Raw genomic sequence first — 17,875 nt, forward strand, 5'->3', positions numbered from 1 at the left:
AAGTGGGGTTTCGGCGTTTACGGCGCGAAAAGCTACCGCTCAGAGACGCCCTTCGGTGTCCCTCCGTCGGGCATGCGATCCGGCAATCCCGGAGGTGAAGCCGGCCCCCGCACCACGCCCCCCAGTGCGCATGCCTTCGCGGCGCAATCCATTTCCTTTCAGCGTAAACGCCGCCCTCCGCCTGCAACCCTTCATCCCAAGTTCGAACCTAAACCGAGCGATGACAGCCATCTGGAAGTTCAATTCCAGCCCCGGACAGCAACGGCAAACGCCTCGGATCTCCATAGTCATTCCTAGGCACCCCAAAAAATAGTGCCCGTTCGCGATAACGAAATCCCATGTACGATACTGTATATCCATACAGGTATTTCGTCGTCCAATGAACGCTGTGTGCATCCCCGAAACTATTCATCCGTCGCTCTGGCGTGCGTCGCAACTCGCGCGCGTGCGCGGCGGTACGCTGGACACGGGTTATGCGGCGTTGTCGGCGGAATTGCCCGGAGGGGGCTGGCCGTGCGGCGCGCTTGTCGAGTTGCTGATCCAGCAGGCCGGAGTAGGGGAGCTGCGATTGTTGCGTCCTGCACTTGGCAGGCTGGCCAGCAGCAAGCGGTCCATCGTTCTGATCCAGCCGCCCCACATGCCGAATGGGCTGGGCCTTGAGTACATCGGGCTTCCTTTAACCCAGCTGATGCAGATCCGCGCAGCGAAAATCACCGATGCGTTGTGGTCCGCAGAACAGATTCTGCGTGCCGGAAGCTGCTGCGCCCTTCTGTTCTGGGCGCAGGAGGTCAAGACATCGTCCTTGCGGCGTCTTCATCTGGCGGCGCAGTCGTCGGAAACGCTGTTCATCATGGTCCGGCCGCTGACGGCCGCCCAGGATGCCTCTCCGGCTGTATTGAGGCTGGCCCTGCGGCCAGCAGGCGACGGTCTCACCGTCGACATTGTGAAGCGACGAGGTCCATCACGCGCTGAGCCTCTGTCCATTCCCCTACAACCCACGCCCGTTCTGCTTTCCCGTCATGCGCGTCTTCCTCGCCGTTCAGTTGTACCGGTTGCAACTCGAGATCTTCAGGCCGAAGTGGTGGTCTGACGGACGTGACGGGCCTGCGCGCGGTTGTGTCGTGCTCGAAAAGGACAAGGTACTCATGGCCGATGGCGTAGCCCGTGCCGCGGGTGCACGCGCAGGGATGAAGCGCGGTGGTGTGCTGACGCTCGCGCCGGACACCGAGATATTCGAACGCGATCCGGCCCGTGAACTGGCGGCCCAGCAGGATGTCGCTATCGCGCTGATGAGGTTCTCGCCGGATGTCGCGTTGTGCGAAGAAGCAATCGTTCTGGTCGATGTTGGTGCAAGTTTGCGGCTGTTTGGTGGAGTGTTGAGTCTTTGTCGCGATGCCCGGGCGGTCCTTGCCACGCTGGGTTTCAGTGCAAGGGTCAGTGCTGCGCCCACAGGGCACGGCGCCTGTCTGCTTGCAAAACATGGAAACCAGCGTCTGCTCAAGCTTCATTCGCTTGAGCGCCGGCTGGCGGGCTTGCCGCTACTGTCGGTGCCGGAGGTTCGTCCGTTTGCCGACTGGTTCACGAGTCTCGGTTGCGAAACGATCGCCGATGTCCGGCGTCTGCCGCGTGCCGGCCTGCAGCGCCGGTGCGGCGAACATCTGCTCGACTCGCTCGATCGTGCGTTCGGGACGGCGCCCGAACTCTTCGACTGGCTCGAATTGCCGCCTGCGTTTTCCGCGCGCATCGAGATGCCCGAGCGCATCGAGCACGCAGACGGCGCGCTGTTCGCCGCCCACCGGCTCATCGTTCAGCTATGCGGCTGGCTGTGTGCGAAGCAGCTTGCGCTGACAGCGGCCACGCTTTCGCTTGAACACGAACGTGGACGGCAGGCCGTGCCGCCGACGGTCATCGAGATCGCGCTCGGCGAGCCGACCTGGCAGGACGCGCATCTGATCCGGCTGATCAGGGAACGGCTCGGCCGCATCGAACTGGATGCGCCGATCATCGCGTTGCGGCTCGATGCGTCGAATGTGCAGGCCGCCGAGCCGGCGTCCGGGACGCTCTTCCCCGAACCCGGCGGCTCACCGGAAGACCACGCACGGCTTGTCGAACTGCTGGTCGCCCGGCTGGGCGCAGAAAACGTGCTGCAGGCCACGCCCACTGCCGACTACCGGCCGGAAGTCGCCAATCGCTGGACGCCGGTCGGTCAGGCCGCGAAGCGCGCGACGCCGCCCGCCGGATTGCCGCGGCCCACATGGCTGCTGGAAACGCCGGTGCGTCTCTTGATGAAAAAGCATCGTCCCTTCTACGGCTCGCCGCTGCGGATGGTGTCGCCGGGCGAGCGCATCGAAGCAGGATGGTTCGACGGCGAACTCGTGACGCGTGACTACTTCGTGGCGCAAGCCGAAGACCAGAGCTGTTACTGGATCTATCGCGAGCGCACCAGCAGCCGCGATGCGGAGGATCCGCGCTGGTTCCTCCATGGTCTTTTCGGGTGACACGCCATGGATCTCACATTCAGTCCGTTACCGGACTACGTCGAACTGTTCTGTTTTTCGAACTTCACGTTTCTGCACGGCGCGTCGCACGCAGAGGAACTCGCCTCGCGCGCCGCGCAGCTCGGCTACTCAGGACTCGCGATCACCGATGAGTGCTCGCTCGCCGGCATCGTGCGGGCACACGTCGCAGCGAAGGAAGCGAAGCTGCCGCTCATCGTCGGCGCTTACTTCAGGCTGGTGAATGCCGACGGAACGCCGGCCTTCGGCCTGATTCTGCTGGCGCAGAACCGGGAGGGCTACGGCAACCTGTCGGAGCTGATCACGCTCGCCCGGATGCGCGCGCCGAAGGGCGAATACCGGTTGACGCCGCACGACCTGTCGCGTCCGGATGCGGAGTACGCGCATCTGCGCGGCATGCCTGATTGCCTCGCGATCCTCGTGCCCGATTTTCCGGCGCAGGAAGAGGCGCTGGATGTGCAACTGGAATGGCTCGAAGAGACGTTCTCCGGTCGCGCGTGGTGTGGTCTTGTCCTGCATCAACGCGCGATGGACGACATCCATCGCGGCGCCATCGAATATATCGCGCAGCAACGGGGCGTGCCGGTGGTTGCACTTGGCAACGTCGTGATGCACGTGCGCTCTCGCAAACCCCTGCAGGACACGATGACAGCAATCCGCACTGGACGGCCGGTCCACGAGTGCGGCTACGACCTTTCGCCCAATGCCGAGCAGCATCTGCGCTCGCGTCTGCGGCTGGCCAACCTGTATCCGGACTACGTACTCAGCGAGACGATGAATGTCCTCGCGCGCTGCACGTTTTCGCTCGATGAACTGAAATACGAGTATCCCGATGAACTCGTCCCTGAAGGCATCACGCCGACCGCCTATCTCCGGCAGGAGACGTACATTGGCGCACGCCGTCGTTTTTCGGGCGGCATTCCGCACGACGTGGAGACGCAGATCGAGCACGAACTCGAACTCATCGCCGACCTCAAATACGAGCCGTATTTTCTGACGGTCTACGACATTGTCCGGTTTGCGCGCAGCCAGCACATCCTGTGTCAGGGACGCGGTTCGGCGGCCAATTCGGCGGTGTGCTATTGCCTCGGCGTCACCGAAGTCGATCCGGGGCGCGGCAACATGCTGTTCGAACGTTTTATTTCGAGAGAGCGGGGGGAGCCGCCTGACATAGACGTGGACTTCGAACATCAGCGGCGCGAAGAAGTCATCCAGTACATCTATCGAAAGTACGGGCGCCATCGGGCCGCGATTGCCGCTGCCGTGTCGACGTATCGCGCGCGCGGCACGCTGCGCGAGACGGGCAAGGCGCTCGGTGTCGACCCGCAGATTGTCGATGCGGTCGCGAAGTCGCATCAGTGGTTCGACAGCGGCGCGGATCTGCTCAAGCGGTTCGAAGAGTCGGGGCTGAATCCAGAGACGCCGATCATTCGCGCATGGGCATCGCTCGCGGGACAGCTGCTTGGCTTTCCGCGGCATCTGTCGCAACACTCCGGCGGCTTTGTGATCAGTCGTGGCAAGCTCACACGGCTCGTACCCGTGGAGAATGCCGCGATGCCGGATCGCAGCGTCATCCAGTGGGACAAGGACGATCTGGAGTCACTGGGGTTGCTCAAGGTCGACGTACTCGCGCTCGGCATGCTGTCGGCGATCCGTCGTGCGCTCGATCTGGTTTCGGCGCAGCGCGGCGAGCGCTTCGACATGCAGGACATTCCATCCGAAGACAAGGCGACTTACGACATGATTTCGCGCGCCGATACCGTGGGCGTGTTCCAGATCGAATCGCGCGCGCAGATGTCGATGCTGCCGCGTTTGAAGCCGAAGACGTTCTACGACCTCGTGATTGAAGTCGCGATCGTGCGGCCCGGTCCGATCCAGGGCGGCGCCGTGCATCCGTATCTTCAGCGGCGCCAGGGCTTCGAGCCAGTCAGCTTTCCAAAAGAGGATCTGAAAGTCGCGCTCGAGCGCACGCTGGGCGTGCCGATTTTTCAGGAACAGGTGATGCAGATCGCGATGATCGCCGCGGGCTTCACGCCAGGCGAGGCGGACCAGTTGCGTCGCGCGATGGCCGCATGGAAGCGCAAGGGCGGCCTGCAGAAATACTACGATCGCATCGTCAACGGCATGCGCGAGCGCGGCTACGAACAGAAATTCGCGGAGGCGATTTTCGAGCAGATCAAGGGCTTCGGCGAATACGGTTTTCCGGAAAGTCACGCGGCCAGTTTTGCGCTGCTCGTGTATGTCAGCAGCTGGCTGAAATGCCATGAACCGGAGGCGTTTCTCGCCGCCATGCTGAACAGTCAGCCGATGGGTTTCTATTCGCCATCACAACTGGTTCAGGATGCGAAGCGGCATGGCATTGTGGTGCTGCCGGTCGATGTGACCATCAGCGGTTGGGAGTCCTCGCTCGAAGCGGTGGGCGCCGCGCGGCCTGCGGTGCGGCTCGGGCTGTCGTTGCTGCGAGGCATGCGCGATGGCGCCGCTGGGCGTATCGAGATCACGCGGGCCGTGCGGCCGTTTGCGAGCGTCAAGGATATGGCGCGGCGCGCGCAACTCGACCGGCACGACCTGCAGGTGCTGGCCGCGGCCAACGCGCTGGCCTCGCTGGCGGGGAACCGGCGCGAAGCGTTGTGGCAGTCGGTCGCGGCGGTGCCGGATCGCGACATGCTGGCGGTGGCCGCCGTCGAGGATCAAACACCGATGCTCGGCGCGCCTTCCGAAGGCGACGATATCGTGAGCGATTACCGGTCGATGGGCCTCACGCTCGGGCGCCATCCGCTGGCACTGCTCAGGCCGCAACTGCTGGAGAAGCGGCTGCTGCCCGCGAAGACGCTGAATACCTACCGGAACGGCCGGCTTGCGCGGGGCTGCGGCATCGTGACGGTGCGGCAGCGGCCCGATACCGCGAAGGGTGTCATCTTCCTGACGATCGAGGACGAGACGGGCAACGTGAACGTCATCATCTGGCCTTCGCTTCTGGAGAAGCAGAGGAAAGAAGTGCTCGGCGCGGCGTTGCTCGGCGTACTGGGCGTGTGGCAGTGCGAAGGCGAAGTGCGCCATCTGGTAGCACATACGCTCCTGGACATGTCGCATCTGCTAGGCGATCTGCCTTCCGTGAGCCGGAATTTTCACTGACGGCGATGGCCCGGCGCCCCATGCATCACGCGGCTGCGTGACCTTCGTCGCTCCACGGGAACATGGTCAGCACCTGACGGATGGCTTCGTCGAACGGCGTCCGGCGACCGATGCCCAGCGTTTCGAGCCGGCTTGCGTCCAGATGGCAGTTATGCGGACGCGGCGTCGCGTCAGTCGGCATATGTTGCGGCGCAAGTTGCGCGTCGAGCCGCAACGCGCCCGCCAGATGGCGCGCGATGTCGTACTTCGTCATCGGTTCATCGCCGGACCACTGGACGATCCCGTTCACCGTCTCGCCACGCACGTGGCATTCGAGCATCTGCCGGATGACGAACGCGACATCGGGCGTGAACGTCGGATAACGGATCGCCCAGGCATCCATGGTCGCGGGCATGGTGCCTGATGCGCCAGCCGCATCCGGCGCCGACGCAGCGATGGCCGGCACAAGACTCGTCACCGCGGACTCCCGCCAGTCGACGATCGGCCCGTACAGCAGCGGCAGACGCAGTACGCAACCGCGCTGCGCCGTCTCGAGCAGCACCCGCTCGCCGTCCAGTTTGCTACGCCCGTAGGCGTTGATCGGCGCGGGTGGATCGTCGTGCCGGTAGGGCGGGCGGCTACCGTCGAATACGTAATCGGTGGAGATCGAGAGCACCCAGGCGCCGTGCCGGTTCGCAGCCGAGGCGAGCGTGCGCACCGCGTCGACATTGAGTGCGCGGGCGAGCGCCGGGTCGTTCTCGCAGATATCCGGCCGACGCTCCGCGGCCGCGACGACCAGCGCATCGGGTTTTTCGCGCGCGACGAACGCGTCGACGGCCTGCGCATCGCGGACGTCGAGCGCGGTCATATGCGGGTCCGCGCGACGGAAAGCCGTCGAAACGATCTGCCAGCCGCGCTGCTGAGCGAGTTCGCCGGCAATTGCCCGACCGAGCAGTCCCGACGCGCCAATCACGGCAACCTTGAACATGCGTCGCCTCTCAGGTGCGGCTGACCGGCGCATCGACAACCGTATAACCGGCTTCGTCAATCGCGGCCCGCAACGCATTGGCCGGCTGGTTCGATTCGACCGATACCCGTCCCGCCGTCAGATCGACCTTGACCTGCGCCGACGCGTCCTGCTCGCGGATCGCCTGCGTGACGGCTGCGACGCAATGCTGGCAGCTCATGCCTTCCACCTTGAATTCCAACATGGATCTGTTTCCTTTTGACGATGCGGCAACTGAACGACCTGAATTATGCCTGCCGCGTGGGCATATATTCGATGGTAGAGCTTCCCACCGTGGGAAGGTGTAGCATCAAAACCGGATTTTGGAGATGAATATGAATATCGGTGAAGCGTCGAAGGAATCGGGCGTCACGGCAAAAATGATCCGTTACTACGAAAGCGTGGGCTTGCTGACCGCGAAAGCGCGCACAACGGCCGGTTACCGCGTGTACGGCGTGGAGGAAGTGCATTCGCTGCGGTTCATCCGTCAGGCGCGACGGCTGGGATTTCTGGTGGAGGACATCCGCCGGCTGCTGGCGCTGTGGCACGACCGCTCGCGCGCGAGCGCGGAGGTGAAGTCGATTGCACTCGAACACGTCGCCGATCTGGACCGGCGCATCGAAGAACTGACCAACATGCGCAATACGCTGGCGCATCTGGCCGCGCACTGTCACGGCGACCATCGCCCGGATTGTCCGATCATCGAAGGTCTCGCGGAATCCGCAGCGACCTCCGAGGCGATTTGCTGCATCGAGTCATAGCGGTTGATGTCACGCGTCGATGAATGCACGATTTCGGTGCATATTGGGTGGCGGGATCCGGGAGCGCGACGACAATCTGCTCCAGATTATCTTTAAATCAGGTATTTACCGCCGAAACAATCATGCACCATTCCAAAACGGAATGCCCGGTATTCGACCATTTCACTAGCCAGGTTGCACCAGAAGGCTATAATGCGGGTTAACCCTTTTAAGGGAAATCCCTGATGTCAACTTTCACCAGGGACTCAATCTGATCCTTGGAGAAACATCATGTTTGCATATTTCGTTGAAACGCTAAGCAACTGGTTCGAAACGGCAGAGCGCGACCGTCGTGAAGCGTTCCTCGCCTCGTCGTCGGATATCGTTCAGCTCGAGCAACGTATCCGTTCGCTCGAAACCAACGGCTACTCGCTGTAAGCGTCTGGCCAGTTGCAACCGCTCCCGGCGGCGGCGTAATAAAAGAAAAGCCCCGAATCGTCGGGGCTTTGTCACTTCTGGAGCAGGACAAGCGGGTGTTGTCGTCACGAGCGACTAGCCGGAACGATCGGCTCACGGTAAGGTAAGGCGTTTTTTGCCGCGCATCGACGTATCCGGCGGCGTCCGACACCAACTAAAACAGCTGGAACCGACCATGCTCCTGCGCCATTCGATTCGATTCGTGTCTCTGGGTGTTGCTGCGTCGCTCGCGGCGTCGGCGGTCTTCGCCGCTTCAGGCGGCCAACCGCTCGTTCTGGATAGCCAGCACGGTATCAGCGACGGGCAGAGCGGCACCGTCCTGCAAACCGCCCCACTGTCGCACGCGCCGATCGTGCAGGCGCAGCCGATTGCCGCGCCCACCGAACTCTCGACGAACTCATCGACGCCGATCTTCGTTGCGCCTTACGTCGACGTGCAGGCCGGCGGCGGTTCGCCACATCCGCATCCGCACCCGCAGCCCCATCCTCAGCCGCACCCGATGCCGCATCCGCAACCTGTGCCGGCGCAATAAGGCTACGCGCTTCGTTTCAATGCTGCGCAGATGCAGGATTGCGCCATGGGGCTTTCGACGCATGGCACAGGCAGAGCCGCGGCACGCGGTCGTCGACGCCGACTGCCCGCTCCAGACCGCAAGCGAAGCGGATCTCGAGAACAGCGTGCCGGAGGCTCACAGTTCAATCGCCGCGATATTCGAGCTTGAATTGCGCGGCCTTGTCCTGCCCAAGCGCATCGACGAGCCACGGCATCGCCTGCTTCAACATCGCCGGCAGCGTGTAAGGCGGGTTCAGGATGAACATGCCACTGCCGAAAAGTCCGAAACCGTCTGTAGGCGGATTGCTGACCGTCAGGGAGACGTGAAGCCAGTTCTTTTCCTGTAGACGTTTCAGCTGGTCGGGAAAGCGCTGCGACTCCAGACGCGTGACCTGCGGGTACCAGACGGCGTACGTGCCGGTTGCAAAGCGCGTCAGGCTTTCCTCGACGCATTTGAGCGTGCGCGTGTAGTCGCGTTTGTCTTCATAGGACGGATCAACCAGCACGAGCGCGCGGCGCGGCGCCGGAGGCAGCAATGCCTTGATGCCGTCGAAACCATCGCCCGCATACAGCATCGCGCGCCGGCCGGCATCGCGAAAGTTGTGACGCAGCACATCGATTTCGGTGGTGTGCAGTTCGAAGAGGCGCATGCGATCCTGCTCGCGCAACAGTCGCCACGCGAGATAGGGCGAACCGGGGTAATAGCGCAGGTCTCCGTCGGCGTTCAGTGCCGAGACTTCATCGACATAGTCCGCCAGCATCGGGGGCAGGTCGTTACGTGTCCACAACTTGCCGATGCCGCTCTGGAACTCACCTGTTTTGGTCGCGTAGCCTTCCTTTAACGAATAGACCCCCGCGCCAGCATGCGTATCGATATACCAGTAGGATTTGTCCTTCTGGGCAAGATAGCGCAGCAACTGGATGACGACGGCGTGTTTCAGGACGTCGGCGTGATTGCCTGCGTGAAAGGCGTGGCGGTAACTGAGCATGACGAAGCCGGACTGGAAAGGGTGCTGGAAAGAATACGCGAGCCGACGGTGACTTCCGGCGCTACCTGCCCGAACAGGGAACGCAGAATGTGCCGGACCTGACAGGTGACCCCGACGCGACGCAAGTGATGCAATGCCACTGATGGCGCAGGCGCGGGCCGCGTATTGTACGCGACGCCGCGCTACCACCTGCCTTGCGGCCATACCTGTCGGCCCGCACGCAACGCCTCGCTTCGGGACGCACGTCAATCATGCACTCATTGCGAAGCGTCGCCGACGATCTCTTCGATTTTCCGCTTCACCTCTGGCGTGATTCTGTCGACCACGTCCTGCGCCTTCATGTTCTCGCCAATCTGCTCGACACGTGATGCGCCCGTAATGACCGTACTCACGTTCGGGTTGGTGAGAATCCAGGCAATGGCAAGCTGGCCGACCGTACAGCCGAGTTCGTCCGCGAGTGCGCCCAGCCTGCCGACGATGCCGTTCTTGCCCGCATCGGTCACTTCCTTGCGCAGCCAGTCATAACCCTGCAGCTGTGCCCGGCTGTCCGACGGCACGCCGTCGCGATACTTGCCGGTCAGCAGGCCCGAAGCAAGCGGACTCCACGTGGTGAGGCCGAGACCGATGTCTTCGTACAGGCGCGCGTATTCCTGCTCGACCCGTTTGCGATGAAACAGGTTGTATTGCGGCTGTTCCATGACAGGTTTGTGAAGATGATGCCGCTCGGCAATTTCCCAGGCCGCGCGAATTTCGTCCGCGCTCCATTCGGACGTGCCCCAGTACAGCGCCTTGCCGCGCGTGATCATGTCGCTCATCGCCCAGACGGTTTCCTCGACCGGCGTGTTCGGATCCGGGCGATGGCAGAAGACCAGATCGACGTAGTCGAGCTGCAGCCGCTGCAGCGACGCATCGATGGCATTCAGCAGGTATTTGCGATTGAGCGTGTGATATTGATTCGGCGCTTCCTGCAGGCCCCAGAAGAATTTCGTGGACACCACATAGCTCACGCGAGGCCACGCCAGTTCCTTCAGCGCCTGTCCCATGATTTCTTCTGACTGGCCGGCTGCATACACCTCGGCGTTGTCGAAGAAATTGACCCCGGCATCCCGCGCGGCCGCAAGCGATTCCCGCGCGGCCCGGCGATCCACCTGATTGCCGTACGTCACCCATGAGCCGATAGACAGTTCGCTAACCTGTAGCCCGGAGCGTCCGAGTCGTCGATAGTTCATGCATTTCTCCTTCGTGAATGATTCAACAGGCGCGGTGCCTACGCTGCAACCGGGCGCCAGAGTTGCACAGCTTAAACCGATCCACATTTGTGCGTGAAACCGGATGCTTCATGCACAATAGCGGAGTTGGCCGCAGTGCAGCATTCGGCCGAACGGTATATGCCTTTCGGCCAGCTTTCCGCCGCCTGCGCGCTATGGTGTCATTGCTCATCTACTGCATGGAGGTTCTGGATGTCGTCATCGAACACGAGTCTGAATGGGAAAGTCGCGGTCGTCACAGGCGCGGCGAGCGGCATCGGAAAGCAGATTGCCCTGACGTTGTCGGCAGCTGGCGCGGCAATCGCAATTGCGGATCTGAACCAGGCCGGCGCGGACGCCGTTGCAGAGGAAATCAACAAGGCGGGCGGCAAGGCGATTGGCGTCGCTATGGACGTCACGAACGAGGACGCGGTCAACCAGGGCATCGACAGGGTCGCGGCTGAACTGGGCTCGGTCGATATTCTCGTTTCGAACGCCGGCATCCAGATCGTCAATCCGATCGAGAACTATTCGTTCTCCGACTGGAAGAAGATGCAGGCCATTCACGTCGACGGTGCTTTCCTGACCACCAAAGCCGCGCTCAAGCACATGTACAAGGACGACCGCGGCGGCATCGTAATCTACATGGGCTCGGTGCACTCGCACGAAGCCTCGCCGCTGAAGTCGGCGTATGTCACGGCAAAGCATGCGTTGCTCGGCCTCTCGCGCGTGCTTGCCAAGGAAGGCGCGAAGCACAACGTCCGGTCGCACGTCGTATGTCCGGGCTTTGTCCGCACGCCGCTCGTCGACAAGCAGATTCCGGAACAGGCAAAGGAACTCGGCATCAGCGAAGAGGAAGTGGTCAAGCGCGTGATGCTTGGCGGTACCGTCGATGGCGTGTTCACCACGGTCGAGGATGTCGCGCAAACGGTACTGTTCCTGTCGTCGTTCCCGACAGCTGCGCTGACGGGCCAGTCGTTCATCGTCAGCCACGGCTGGTACATGCAATAAGGAGCCCGCATGGCGCAACGCAACGTGAAACAGGCGCGTGCGGGCGCCGCTGAAGATGTGGGCGGCGGGCAGGCGGGTTCAGCCGCCGACGCTCACGTCGGCCGGCGCATCTCACTGCCTCAGTACGAAACGGTTGCCCTGATGCTGCAGGGCGGCGGTGCCCTCGGCGCATACCAGGCCGGGGTGTATCAGGGGCTCGACGAAGCCGGCATTCACCCGAACTGGGTGGCTGGCATTTCGATCGGCGCACTGAACACCGCGATCATCGCGGGCAACGCACCGGAGAATCGCGTCGCCCGTCTTCTGGCGTTCTGGGAGACGATCTGCCAGCCGGCGTTCGGGCCGCCGCTACCTGCATTTATCGAGCACGCGTTCTTCAACTCATCAGATGCGGTGCGCAAGGCGTTCACGGCCATGCAGGCGGTCGGCGCGCTCGTGGAAGGGCAAAAGGGCTTCTTTGTGCCGCGGTTTCCCCCGCCCATGCCGACTATCTCAGGCGCGCCGCAGCAGGCGAGCTATTACGACACCTCGCCGCTGAAAGCAACACTCGAGCGGCTCTGCGATTTCGACCGGATCAATGCGCGTGAGATGCGCGTGTCGGTAGGCGCGGTGAACGTCGGCACCGGCAATTTTGCTTACTTCGACAATACGCATACGAAGCTGCGCCCCGAGCATTTCATTGCGTCGGGTGCATTGCCCCCGGGTTTCGCTGCAGTCGAGATCGACGGCCAGTACTACTGGGACGGTGGGTTGATGTCGAACACACCGCTTCACGAGGTCGTGCAGACTACGCCGCGCCGGGACACGCTCGCGTTTCAGGTCGATTTATGGAGCGCGCGCGGGCCGGTGCCCGACAGCATTACCGACGTCCAGGGGCGCATGAAGGACATCCAGTATTCGAGTCGCACGCGTCTTGTCACCGACATGCTCCAGCGCTCTCAGCGGTTTCGTCATGTGTTGCGCGAAGTGCTGGACCGCGTCGCGCCCGAGCATCGCGACGACGCGTGGTGCAAGCTCGCAGAAGAGCTCTCGTGTTCAAAGCGCTACAACGTGGTCCATCTGATCTACCGGCACAAGGAATACGAAGGGCACTACAAGGACTACCAGTTCGGACTGTCGACGATGCGTGAACACTGGGAAAGCGGTCTCATCGATATTCGGCGGTCACTTGCGCAACCCGACTGGCTCGCGATGCCGGATAACGACGCAGGTTTCATCACGCACGATATTCATCGCGACGGTGGTTGAATCTGTCCGTGGCGGATCTTCGGCGCATGCCCTTCGTGCAGTGAAGCGCGCATCCGCTACGTAATAAAAAACGGTCCCCCACATCCATGGGGCGCCGTTTTCACAAACAAAAATCAGCGCGGCATGTCAGTGCATCACAGGCGAGCGGCACATTGCCGTACGGCCTGCCTGCGTCGACTGAGTCGCTTACTTCAGCACGTGCGCAACCGCGTTCGCGACCACGTCCAGATTGCGCGTGTTCAGTGCCGCGACGCAGATGCGGCCGGTGCTCACGGCATAGATGCCGAATTCTTCGCGCAGCCGGTCCACTTGCGGTGCCGTCAGACCCGAGTACGAGAACATGCCGCGTTGCGCGTTCACGAAGCTGAAGTCGCGTGCGACACCCGCTGCCTGCAGACGTTCCACGAGACCATTACGCATCGCGCGAATGCGGTCGCGCATTTCGCCGAGCTCCGCTTCCCACGTGGCGCGCAGTTCCGGCGAGCCGAGCACGGCTGCGACAACGGAGCCACCATGCGTCGGCGGATTCGAGTAGTTCGTGCGGATCACGCGCTTCAGTTGCGACAGCACGCGGGCGGCTTCTTCCTTGCTTGCCGTGATGATCGACAGCGCGCCGACGCGTTCGCCGTACAGCGAGAACGACTTCGAGAACGACGACGACACGAATACGTTCACTTCCGACAGCGCGAAGAGGCGTACGGCGGCCGCATCGGATTCGATGTCGTCGCCGAAACCCTGGTAGGCGATGTCGAGGAAGGGCACGAGGTTACGCGCCTTCACCACTTCGACGATCTGCAGCCATTGCGCCGACGTCAGGTCCACGCCGGTCGGGTTGTGGCAGCACGCGTGCAGCACGACGACCGTGCCGGCCGCGTAGCTGTTCAGCGCCGACAGCATGCCTTCGAAGTTCACGCCATGCGTCGCGGCGTCGTAGTACGGGTAGGAGACCACTTCGAAACCTGCGCCTTCGAACAGCGCGCGATGGTTTTCCCAGCTCGGGTCGCTGATCGCGACCTTCGCGTTCGGGTTCACGCGCTTCAGGAAGTCCGCGCCGATCTTCAGTGCGCCCGTGCCGCCCAGTGCCTGCGCCGTCACGACGCGGCCCGCGGCGATCAGCGGCGAATCATTGCCGAGCAGCAGCTTTTGCACGGCTGCGTCATAGGCTGCGATGCCTTCGATCGGCAGGTAGCCGCGCGGCAGCGCCGCTTCGATACGCGCTTTTTCTGCGTCGCGCACCGCGCGCAGCAGCGGAATCTTGCCTTCTTCGTTCGTGTAGACGCCCACGCCCAGATTCACCTTGGTGGTACGGGTGTCGGCGTTGAAGGCTTCGTTCAGGCCCAGAATCGGGTCGCGGGGAGCAAGTTCGACAGCAGAAAAAAGAGACATGATGGTTCGGCAGTAGTGAAAGGAGGGCGGGCTTCCAGCCTGGCCGGTCGGTGACGCATCGCGGACAGAGACGCAGAGGCGGCGGGCGCGCAACTTGCCATTGTAGCGAATCCCAGGCCGCTTTTTGGCCCGTAATGCGGGTTTGGGCCGCATTTTTGCCTCAGGCGGGGCTTTTTCAGGCCGCGGCGTGACCGTCTGAACACGCTGGAAAGACCGCCCGTACGGCCTTTGATGACCCCTCGCACGGCAACCTTTTGCGTCCACGCGGCGCCCGGAAGTCAGAACCAGAATTCCTACGGCCGGGACTTCGCCATCAAAGCGGTCGACCGGCGCTGGAAGTCACCGCAACAACCCAGCCCTCGCACCGGAACGGCTTCGCAGCGGTTCCCGGAAGGGGCGCCCACAACCGTCCCGGATCCATACCCGGTCCGCGAATCGACAAGAGGCTAAAATAGTCCTTTGCTTCCGGCTGAGGATGCCGCTCCCATGTCCGAACACCATCTGCGCGAAGTCGATGACACCCTCGACGAATCGAAATTCGTCACGTTCGAGGGTTCTCCGTTCCATCTTTACCAGCCGTTCCCCCCCGCCGGCGACCAGCCGACCGCAATCGAAACCCTCGTCGAAGGTGTCAACGACGGCCTGTCGTTCCAGACGCTGCTCGGCGTCACCGGCTCGGGCAAGACGTTCACGATGGCGAACACGATCGCGCGTCTTGGCCGTCCAGCCATCGTCTTTGCGCCGAACAAGACGCTCGCGGCTCAGCTCTATTCGGAGTTTCGCGAGTTTTTTCCGCGCAACGCGGTCGAGTATTTCGTCTCGTACTACGACTACTACCAGCCAGAAGCGTACGTCCCGCAGCGTGACCTCTTCATCGAAAAGGACTCGTCGATCAACGAGCACATCGAGCAGATGCGTCTGTCGGCCACCAAGAGCCTGATGGAGCGGCGCGACGTGGTGATCGTCGGGACGGTGTCGGCGATTTACGGTATCGGCAATCCGTCCGAATATCACAAGATGATCCTGACGCTGCGCACGGGCGACAAGCTCGGCCAGCGCGACGTCATCGCGCGTCTGATCGCGATGCAGTACAGCCGCAACGAAGCCGACTTCCAGCGCGGCTCGTTCCGCGTGCGCGGCGACACGATCGATATTTTCCCGGCTGAGCACGCGGAGATGGCCGTGCGCGTCGAACTCTTCGACGACGAAGTCGACACGCTGCAGCTCTTCGATCCGCTGACGGGCCGCGTGAAGCAGAAGATCCCGCGTTTCACGGTCTATCCGTCGTCGCACTACGTGACGCCGCGTGAAACGGTGATGCGTGCCGTCGAAACGATCAAGACCGAGCTGCGCGACCGGCTCGAGTTCTTCTACAAGGACGGCAAGCTCGTCGAAGCGCAGCGGCTCGAACAGCGCACCCGTTTCGACCTGGAAATGCTGCAGGAACTGGGCTTCTGCAAAGGCATCGAGAACTACTCGCGGCACTTTTCAGGCGCGGCGCCCGGCGAGCCGCCGCCGACGCTCGTCGACTACCTGCCCACCGACGCGCTGATGCTGCTCGACGAATCGCACGTGCTGATCGGCCAGCTGAACGGCATGTATAACGGCGACCGCGCGCGCAAGGAGAATCTGGTCGACTACGGCTTCCGGCTGCCTTCGGCGCTGGACAACCGGCCGCTCAAGTTCAACGAGTTCGAACGCAAGATGCGTCAGGTCGTGTTCGTGTCCGCGACGCCGGCCGATTACGAGAACCGGACCGCAGGGCAGGTGGCCGAACAGCTGGTGCGTCCGACGGGTCTCGTCGATCCGGAAATCGAAGTGAGGCCGGCGACGAGCCAGGTCGACGATATCCTCGGCGAGATCAATGAACGCGTGAAGGCGGGCGACCGCGTCCTCGTGACGGTGCTGACGAAGCGCATGGCCGAGCAGCTCACCGAGTTTCTGGCGGACCACGGCGTGAAGGTGCGGTATCTGCACAGCGATATCGACACGGTCGAGCGCGTCGAAATCATCCGCGACCTGCGGCTTGGCACGTTCGACGTGCTGGTCGGGATCAACCTGCTGCGCGAAGGGCTGGACATCCCGGAAGTGTCGCTCGTGGCGATTCTCGATGCCGACAAGGAAGGCTTCCTGCGCGCCGAGCGCTCGCTGATCCAGACGATCGGCCGGGCGGCGCGGAACGTGAACGGCAAGGCGATCCTGTACGCGGACCGCATCACGGATTCGATGCGTCGCGCGATCGACGAGACCGAGCGGCGGCGCGCCAAACAGATCGCCTTCAACGAGAAGATGGGCATCGTGCCGCGCGGCGTCGTGAAGCGGATCAAGGACATCATCGACGGCGTCTACAACGTCGACGAAGCGCGCGCCGAGCTGAAGGAGCAGCAGACGCGGGCGAAGTACGAGGACATGTCCGAGAAGCAGCTCTCGAAGGAAATCAAGCGGATCGAGAAGCAGATGATGGAGCACGCAAAGAATCTCGAATTCGAAAAGGCCGCCCAGGCGCGCGACCAGCTCGCGCTCCTGCGTCAGCGCGTGTTCGGCGCAAACGTCGGCGATCATCTGACGGGGACCGACTGACGTATGCGGGCGGGGGCAAGGTGCAGGGCGCGACTGTGCGGCTTCAATGCCGCACAGCGCGCGAGCCGGGTTATCCGGGCATTCCGTACCCACGATCCCTTCAAAGACCGCTGCGATCGCCGGCGCAACGCCACCGCATCCCGTCGCGACGTCTTGAAACCCTGTCCGGATAAGGCTTTTTAGCGCGCTGAAATTTGTCCTTCACATCGAAGGATGATAAACTCCCCATGTATTGAGAATGGTTCGCATTAACGTTCCTGATTGGCATGGCAGGAGCCGCCGCGGGACACCATGCGGAACGTCGCCAGCACGTCTTTTTCTGCGTCTTTATTCACTTCAGGTCATAAAAACAAAGGAGTTTCAATGCGGATTTCTTCACTCGTGCGCGGCGGCGCCGCGGTTGTGACGGCGATGGCCGCGCTGTCGGTATCGGCCGCCGAGTACCCGATCGGCAAGCAGCACATCGAGGGCGGCATGGAAATCGGCGCGGTCTACCTGCAGCCGATCACGATGGAACCGGAAGGCATGATGCGCAAGGCCTCGGATTCCGACGTTCACCTCGAAGCCGACATTCACGCCGTCAAGAACAACCCGACCGGTTTCGCCGAAGGCGACTGGATGCCATACCTGCAGGTGAAGTACGAACTGTCGAAAGTGGGCTCGAACCAGTCGGTGAAGGGCGACATGATGCCGATGGTCGCCGACGACGGCCCGCACTACGGCGACAACGTCAAGATGTTTGGCCCGGGCAAGTACCACCTGAAGCTGATCGTCGAACCGCCGATGCAGATGGGTCATATGTCCTTCGGCCGTCACGTCGACAAGGAAACCGGCGTGGGTCCGTGGTTCAAGCCGTTCTCGATCGAGTACGACTTCACGTTCGCCGGCATCGGCAAGAAGGGCGGCTACTGATCCGTTGATCGCCCGACGTGGCAGCGCGGCCACAAGCCGTGTCTGCCACAAGGACCACAGGCTTCACAGGCACGGAAGACACGCAGCGGTCTTGCGT

16 protein-coding genes are annotated in these 17,875 nt (G+C 62.5%); 11 read left to right on the top strand and 5 right to left on the bottom strand.

The window, feature by feature from the left end; all coding sequences use genetic code 11:
* The 4 genes from LPA36_RS14240 to LPA36_RS14255 form a co-directional block, all read left to right on the top strand.
* A partial coding sequence (locus LPA36_RS14240; protein WP_228877542.1) for a hypothetical protein occupies positions 1 to 297 on the top strand: 297 nt, incomplete at its 5' end.
* 82 nt (positions 298 to 379) lie between these two features.
* A complete protein-coding gene (gene imuA / locus LPA36_RS14245; RefSeq protein WP_228877546.1) occupies positions 380 to 1,090 on the top strand; it encodes a translesion DNA synthesis-associated protein ImuA in 711 nt (236 codons plus the stop codon).
* On the top strand, positions 1,020 to 2,498 hold the full coding sequence (locus tag LPA36_RS14250) for a Y-family DNA polymerase (protein WP_228877547.1): 1,479 nt from the start codon (positions 1,020 to 1,022) through the stop codon (positions 2,496 to 2,498). The genes imuA and LPA36_RS14250 overlap by 71 nt, the downstream gene beginning before the upstream one ends.
* A gap of 6 nt (positions 2,499 to 2,504) precedes the next feature.
* Positions 2,505 to 5,651: an error-prone DNA polymerase gene (locus LPA36_RS14255; RefSeq protein ID WP_228877549.1), complete on the top strand. Its 3,147-nt coding sequence runs from the start codon at positions 2,505 to 2,507 to the stop codon at positions 5,649 to 5,651.
* A gap of 25 nt (positions 5,652 to 5,676) precedes the next feature.
* Here LPA36_RS14255 and LPA36_RS14260 read toward each other — a convergent pair whose 3' ends face one another.
* Both LPA36_RS14260 and LPA36_RS14265 read right to left on the bottom strand, forming a co-directional pair.
* Positions 5,677 to 6,618: a dTDP-4-dehydrorhamnose reductase family protein gene (locus LPA36_RS14260; protein WP_228877553.1), complete on the bottom strand. Its 942-nt coding sequence runs from the start codon at positions 6,616 to 6,618 to the stop codon at positions 5,677 to 5,679.
* A 10-nt stretch (positions 6,619 to 6,628) separates the two neighbouring features.
* Entirely contained in the window at positions 6,629 to 6,841 is a 213-nt protein-coding gene (locus LPA36_RS14265) for a heavy-metal-associated domain-containing protein (protein WP_228877555.1), read from the bottom strand.
* 130 nt (positions 6,842 to 6,971) lie between these two features.
* On the opposite strand from LPA36_RS14265, the gene cueR reads away from it, so the two are divergent.
* The 3 genes from cueR to LPA36_RS14280 all read left to right on the top strand — a co-directional run bounded on the left by cueR (position 6,972) and on the right by LPA36_RS14280 (position 8,385).
* On the top strand, positions 6,972 to 7,397 hold the full coding sequence (cueR, locus tag LPA36_RS14270; RefSeq protein ID WP_228877561.1) for a Cu(I)-responsive transcriptional regulator: 426 nt from the start codon (positions 6,972 to 6,974) through the stop codon (positions 7,395 to 7,397).
* Positions 7,398 to 7,667: 270 nt separating this feature from the next.
* A complete protein-coding gene (locus tag LPA36_RS14275; RefSeq protein ID WP_228877563.1) occupies positions 7,668 to 7,814 on the top strand; it encodes a DUF3563 family protein in 147 nt (48 codons plus the stop codon).
* Positions 7,815 to 8,028: 214 nt separating this feature from the next.
* Positions 8,029 to 8,385, top strand: a complete 357-nt coding sequence (locus LPA36_RS14280; RefSeq protein ID WP_228877566.1) for a hypothetical protein — start codon at positions 8,029 to 8,031, stop codon at positions 8,383 to 8,385.
* A 163-nt stretch (positions 8,386 to 8,548) separates the two neighbouring features.
* Here LPA36_RS14280 and LPA36_RS14285 read toward each other — a convergent pair whose 3' ends face one another.
* Positions 8,549 to 9,394: a 23S rRNA (adenine(2030)-N(6))-methyltransferase RlmJ gene (locus LPA36_RS14285; RefSeq protein WP_228877572.1), complete on the bottom strand. Its 846-nt coding sequence runs from the start codon at positions 9,392 to 9,394 to the stop codon at positions 8,549 to 8,551.
* Positions 9,395 to 9,651: 257 nt separating this feature from the next.
* A complete protein-coding gene (locus LPA36_RS14290; protein ID WP_228877574.1) occupies positions 9,652 to 10,623 on the bottom strand; it encodes a potassium channel beta subunit family protein in 972 nt (323 codons plus the stop codon).
* A 231-nt stretch (positions 10,624 to 10,854) separates the two neighbouring features.
* On the opposite strand from LPA36_RS14290, the gene LPA36_RS14295 reads away from it, so the two are divergent.
* Both LPA36_RS14295 and LPA36_RS14300 read left to right on the top strand, forming a co-directional pair.
* A complete protein-coding gene (locus tag LPA36_RS14295) occupies positions 10,855 to 11,652 on the top strand; it encodes a 3-hydroxybutyrate dehydrogenase (RefSeq protein ID WP_228877576.1) in 798 nt (265 codons plus the stop codon).
* A 9-nt stretch (positions 11,653 to 11,661) separates the two neighbouring features.
* Complete coding sequence (locus LPA36_RS14300; RefSeq protein WP_228877579.1) at positions 11,662 to 12,900, top strand: DUF3734 domain-containing protein; 1,239 nt, start codon at positions 11,662 to 11,664, stop codon at positions 12,898 to 12,900.
* A gap of 186 nt (positions 12,901 to 13,086) precedes the next feature.
* On the opposite strand, the gene LPA36_RS14305 is transcribed toward LPA36_RS14300, so the two are convergent.
* Positions 13,087 to 14,286: an amino acid aminotransferase gene (locus LPA36_RS14305; RefSeq protein WP_228877580.1), complete on the bottom strand. Its 1,200-nt coding sequence runs from the start codon at positions 14,284 to 14,286 to the stop codon at positions 13,087 to 13,089.
* A gap of 486 nt (positions 14,287 to 14,772) precedes the next feature.
* Here LPA36_RS14305 and uvrB point away from each other — a divergent pair, with 486 nt between their 5' ends.
* Both uvrB and LPA36_RS14315 read left to right on the top strand, forming a co-directional pair.
* Positions 14,773 to 16,866, top strand: a complete 2,094-nt coding sequence (gene uvrB / locus LPA36_RS14310; protein ID WP_228877582.1) for an excinuclease ABC subunit UvrB — start codon at positions 14,773 to 14,775, stop codon at positions 16,864 to 16,866.
* Positions 16,867 to 17,229: 363 nt separating this feature from the next.
* A complete protein-coding gene (locus LPA36_RS14315; protein WP_228877584.1) occupies positions 17,230 to 17,778 on the top strand; it encodes an iron transporter in 549 nt (182 codons plus the stop codon).
* The last annotated feature ends 97 nt before the right edge of the window (positions 17,779 to 17,875 follow it).

Origin of the sequence: Paraburkholderia saeva (assembly GCF_907164555.1) — a bacterium.
Classification (GTDB): Bacteria; Pseudomonadota; Gammaproteobacteria; order Burkholderiales; family Burkholderiaceae; genus Paraburkholderia; species Paraburkholderia saeva.

Coding starts and splice junctions, on each gene's coding strand:
- imuA (WP_228877546.1), top strand. CDS start 380: ATGAACGCTGTGTGCATCCCCGAAACTATTCATCCGTCGCTCTGGCGT.
- LPA36_RS14250 (WP_228877547.1), top strand. CDS start 1,020: ATGCGCGTCTTCCTCGCCGTTCAGTTGTACCGGTTGCAACTCGAGATC.
- LPA36_RS14255 (WP_228877549.1), top strand. CDS start 2,505: ATGGATCTCACATTCAGTCCGTTACCGGACTACGTCGAACTGTTCTGT.
- LPA36_RS14260 (WP_228877553.1), bottom strand. CDS start 6,618: ATGTTCAAGGTTGCCGTGATTGGCGCGTCGGGACTGCTCGGTCGGGCA.
- LPA36_RS14265 (WP_228877555.1), bottom strand. CDS start 6,841: ATGTTGGAATTCAAGGTGGAAGGCATGAGCTGCCAGCATTGCGTCGCA.
- cueR (WP_228877561.1), top strand. CDS start 6,972: ATGAATATCGGTGAAGCGTCGAAGGAATCGGGCGTCACGGCAAAAATG.
- LPA36_RS14275 (WP_228877563.1), top strand. CDS start 7,668: ATGTTTGCATATTTCGTTGAAACGCTAAGCAACTGGTTCGAAACGGCA.
- LPA36_RS14280 (WP_228877566.1), top strand. CDS start 8,029: ATGCTCCTGCGCCATTCGATTCGATTCGTGTCTCTGGGTGTTGCTGCG.
- LPA36_RS14285 (WP_228877572.1), bottom strand. CDS start 9,394: ATGCTCAGTTACCGCCACGCCTTTCACGCAGGCAATCACGCCGACGTC.
- LPA36_RS14290 (WP_228877574.1), bottom strand. CDS start 10,623: ATGAACTATCGACGACTCGGACGCTCCGGGCTACAGGTTAGCGAACTG.
- LPA36_RS14295 (WP_228877576.1), top strand. CDS start 10,855: ATGTCGTCATCGAACACGAGTCTGAATGGGAAAGTCGCGGTCGTCACA.
- LPA36_RS14300 (WP_228877579.1), top strand. CDS start 11,662: ATGGCGCAACGCAACGTGAAACAGGCGCGTGCGGGCGCCGCTGAAGAT.
- LPA36_RS14305 (WP_228877580.1), bottom strand. CDS start 14,286: ATGTCTCTTTTTTCTGCTGTCGAACTTGCTCCCCGCGACCCGATTCTG.
- uvrB (WP_228877582.1), top strand. CDS start 14,773: ATGTCCGAACACCATCTGCGCGAAGTCGATGACACCCTCGACGAATCG.
- LPA36_RS14315 (WP_228877584.1), top strand. CDS start 17,230: ATGCGGATTTCTTCACTCGTGCGCGGCGGCGCCGCGGTTGTGACGGCG.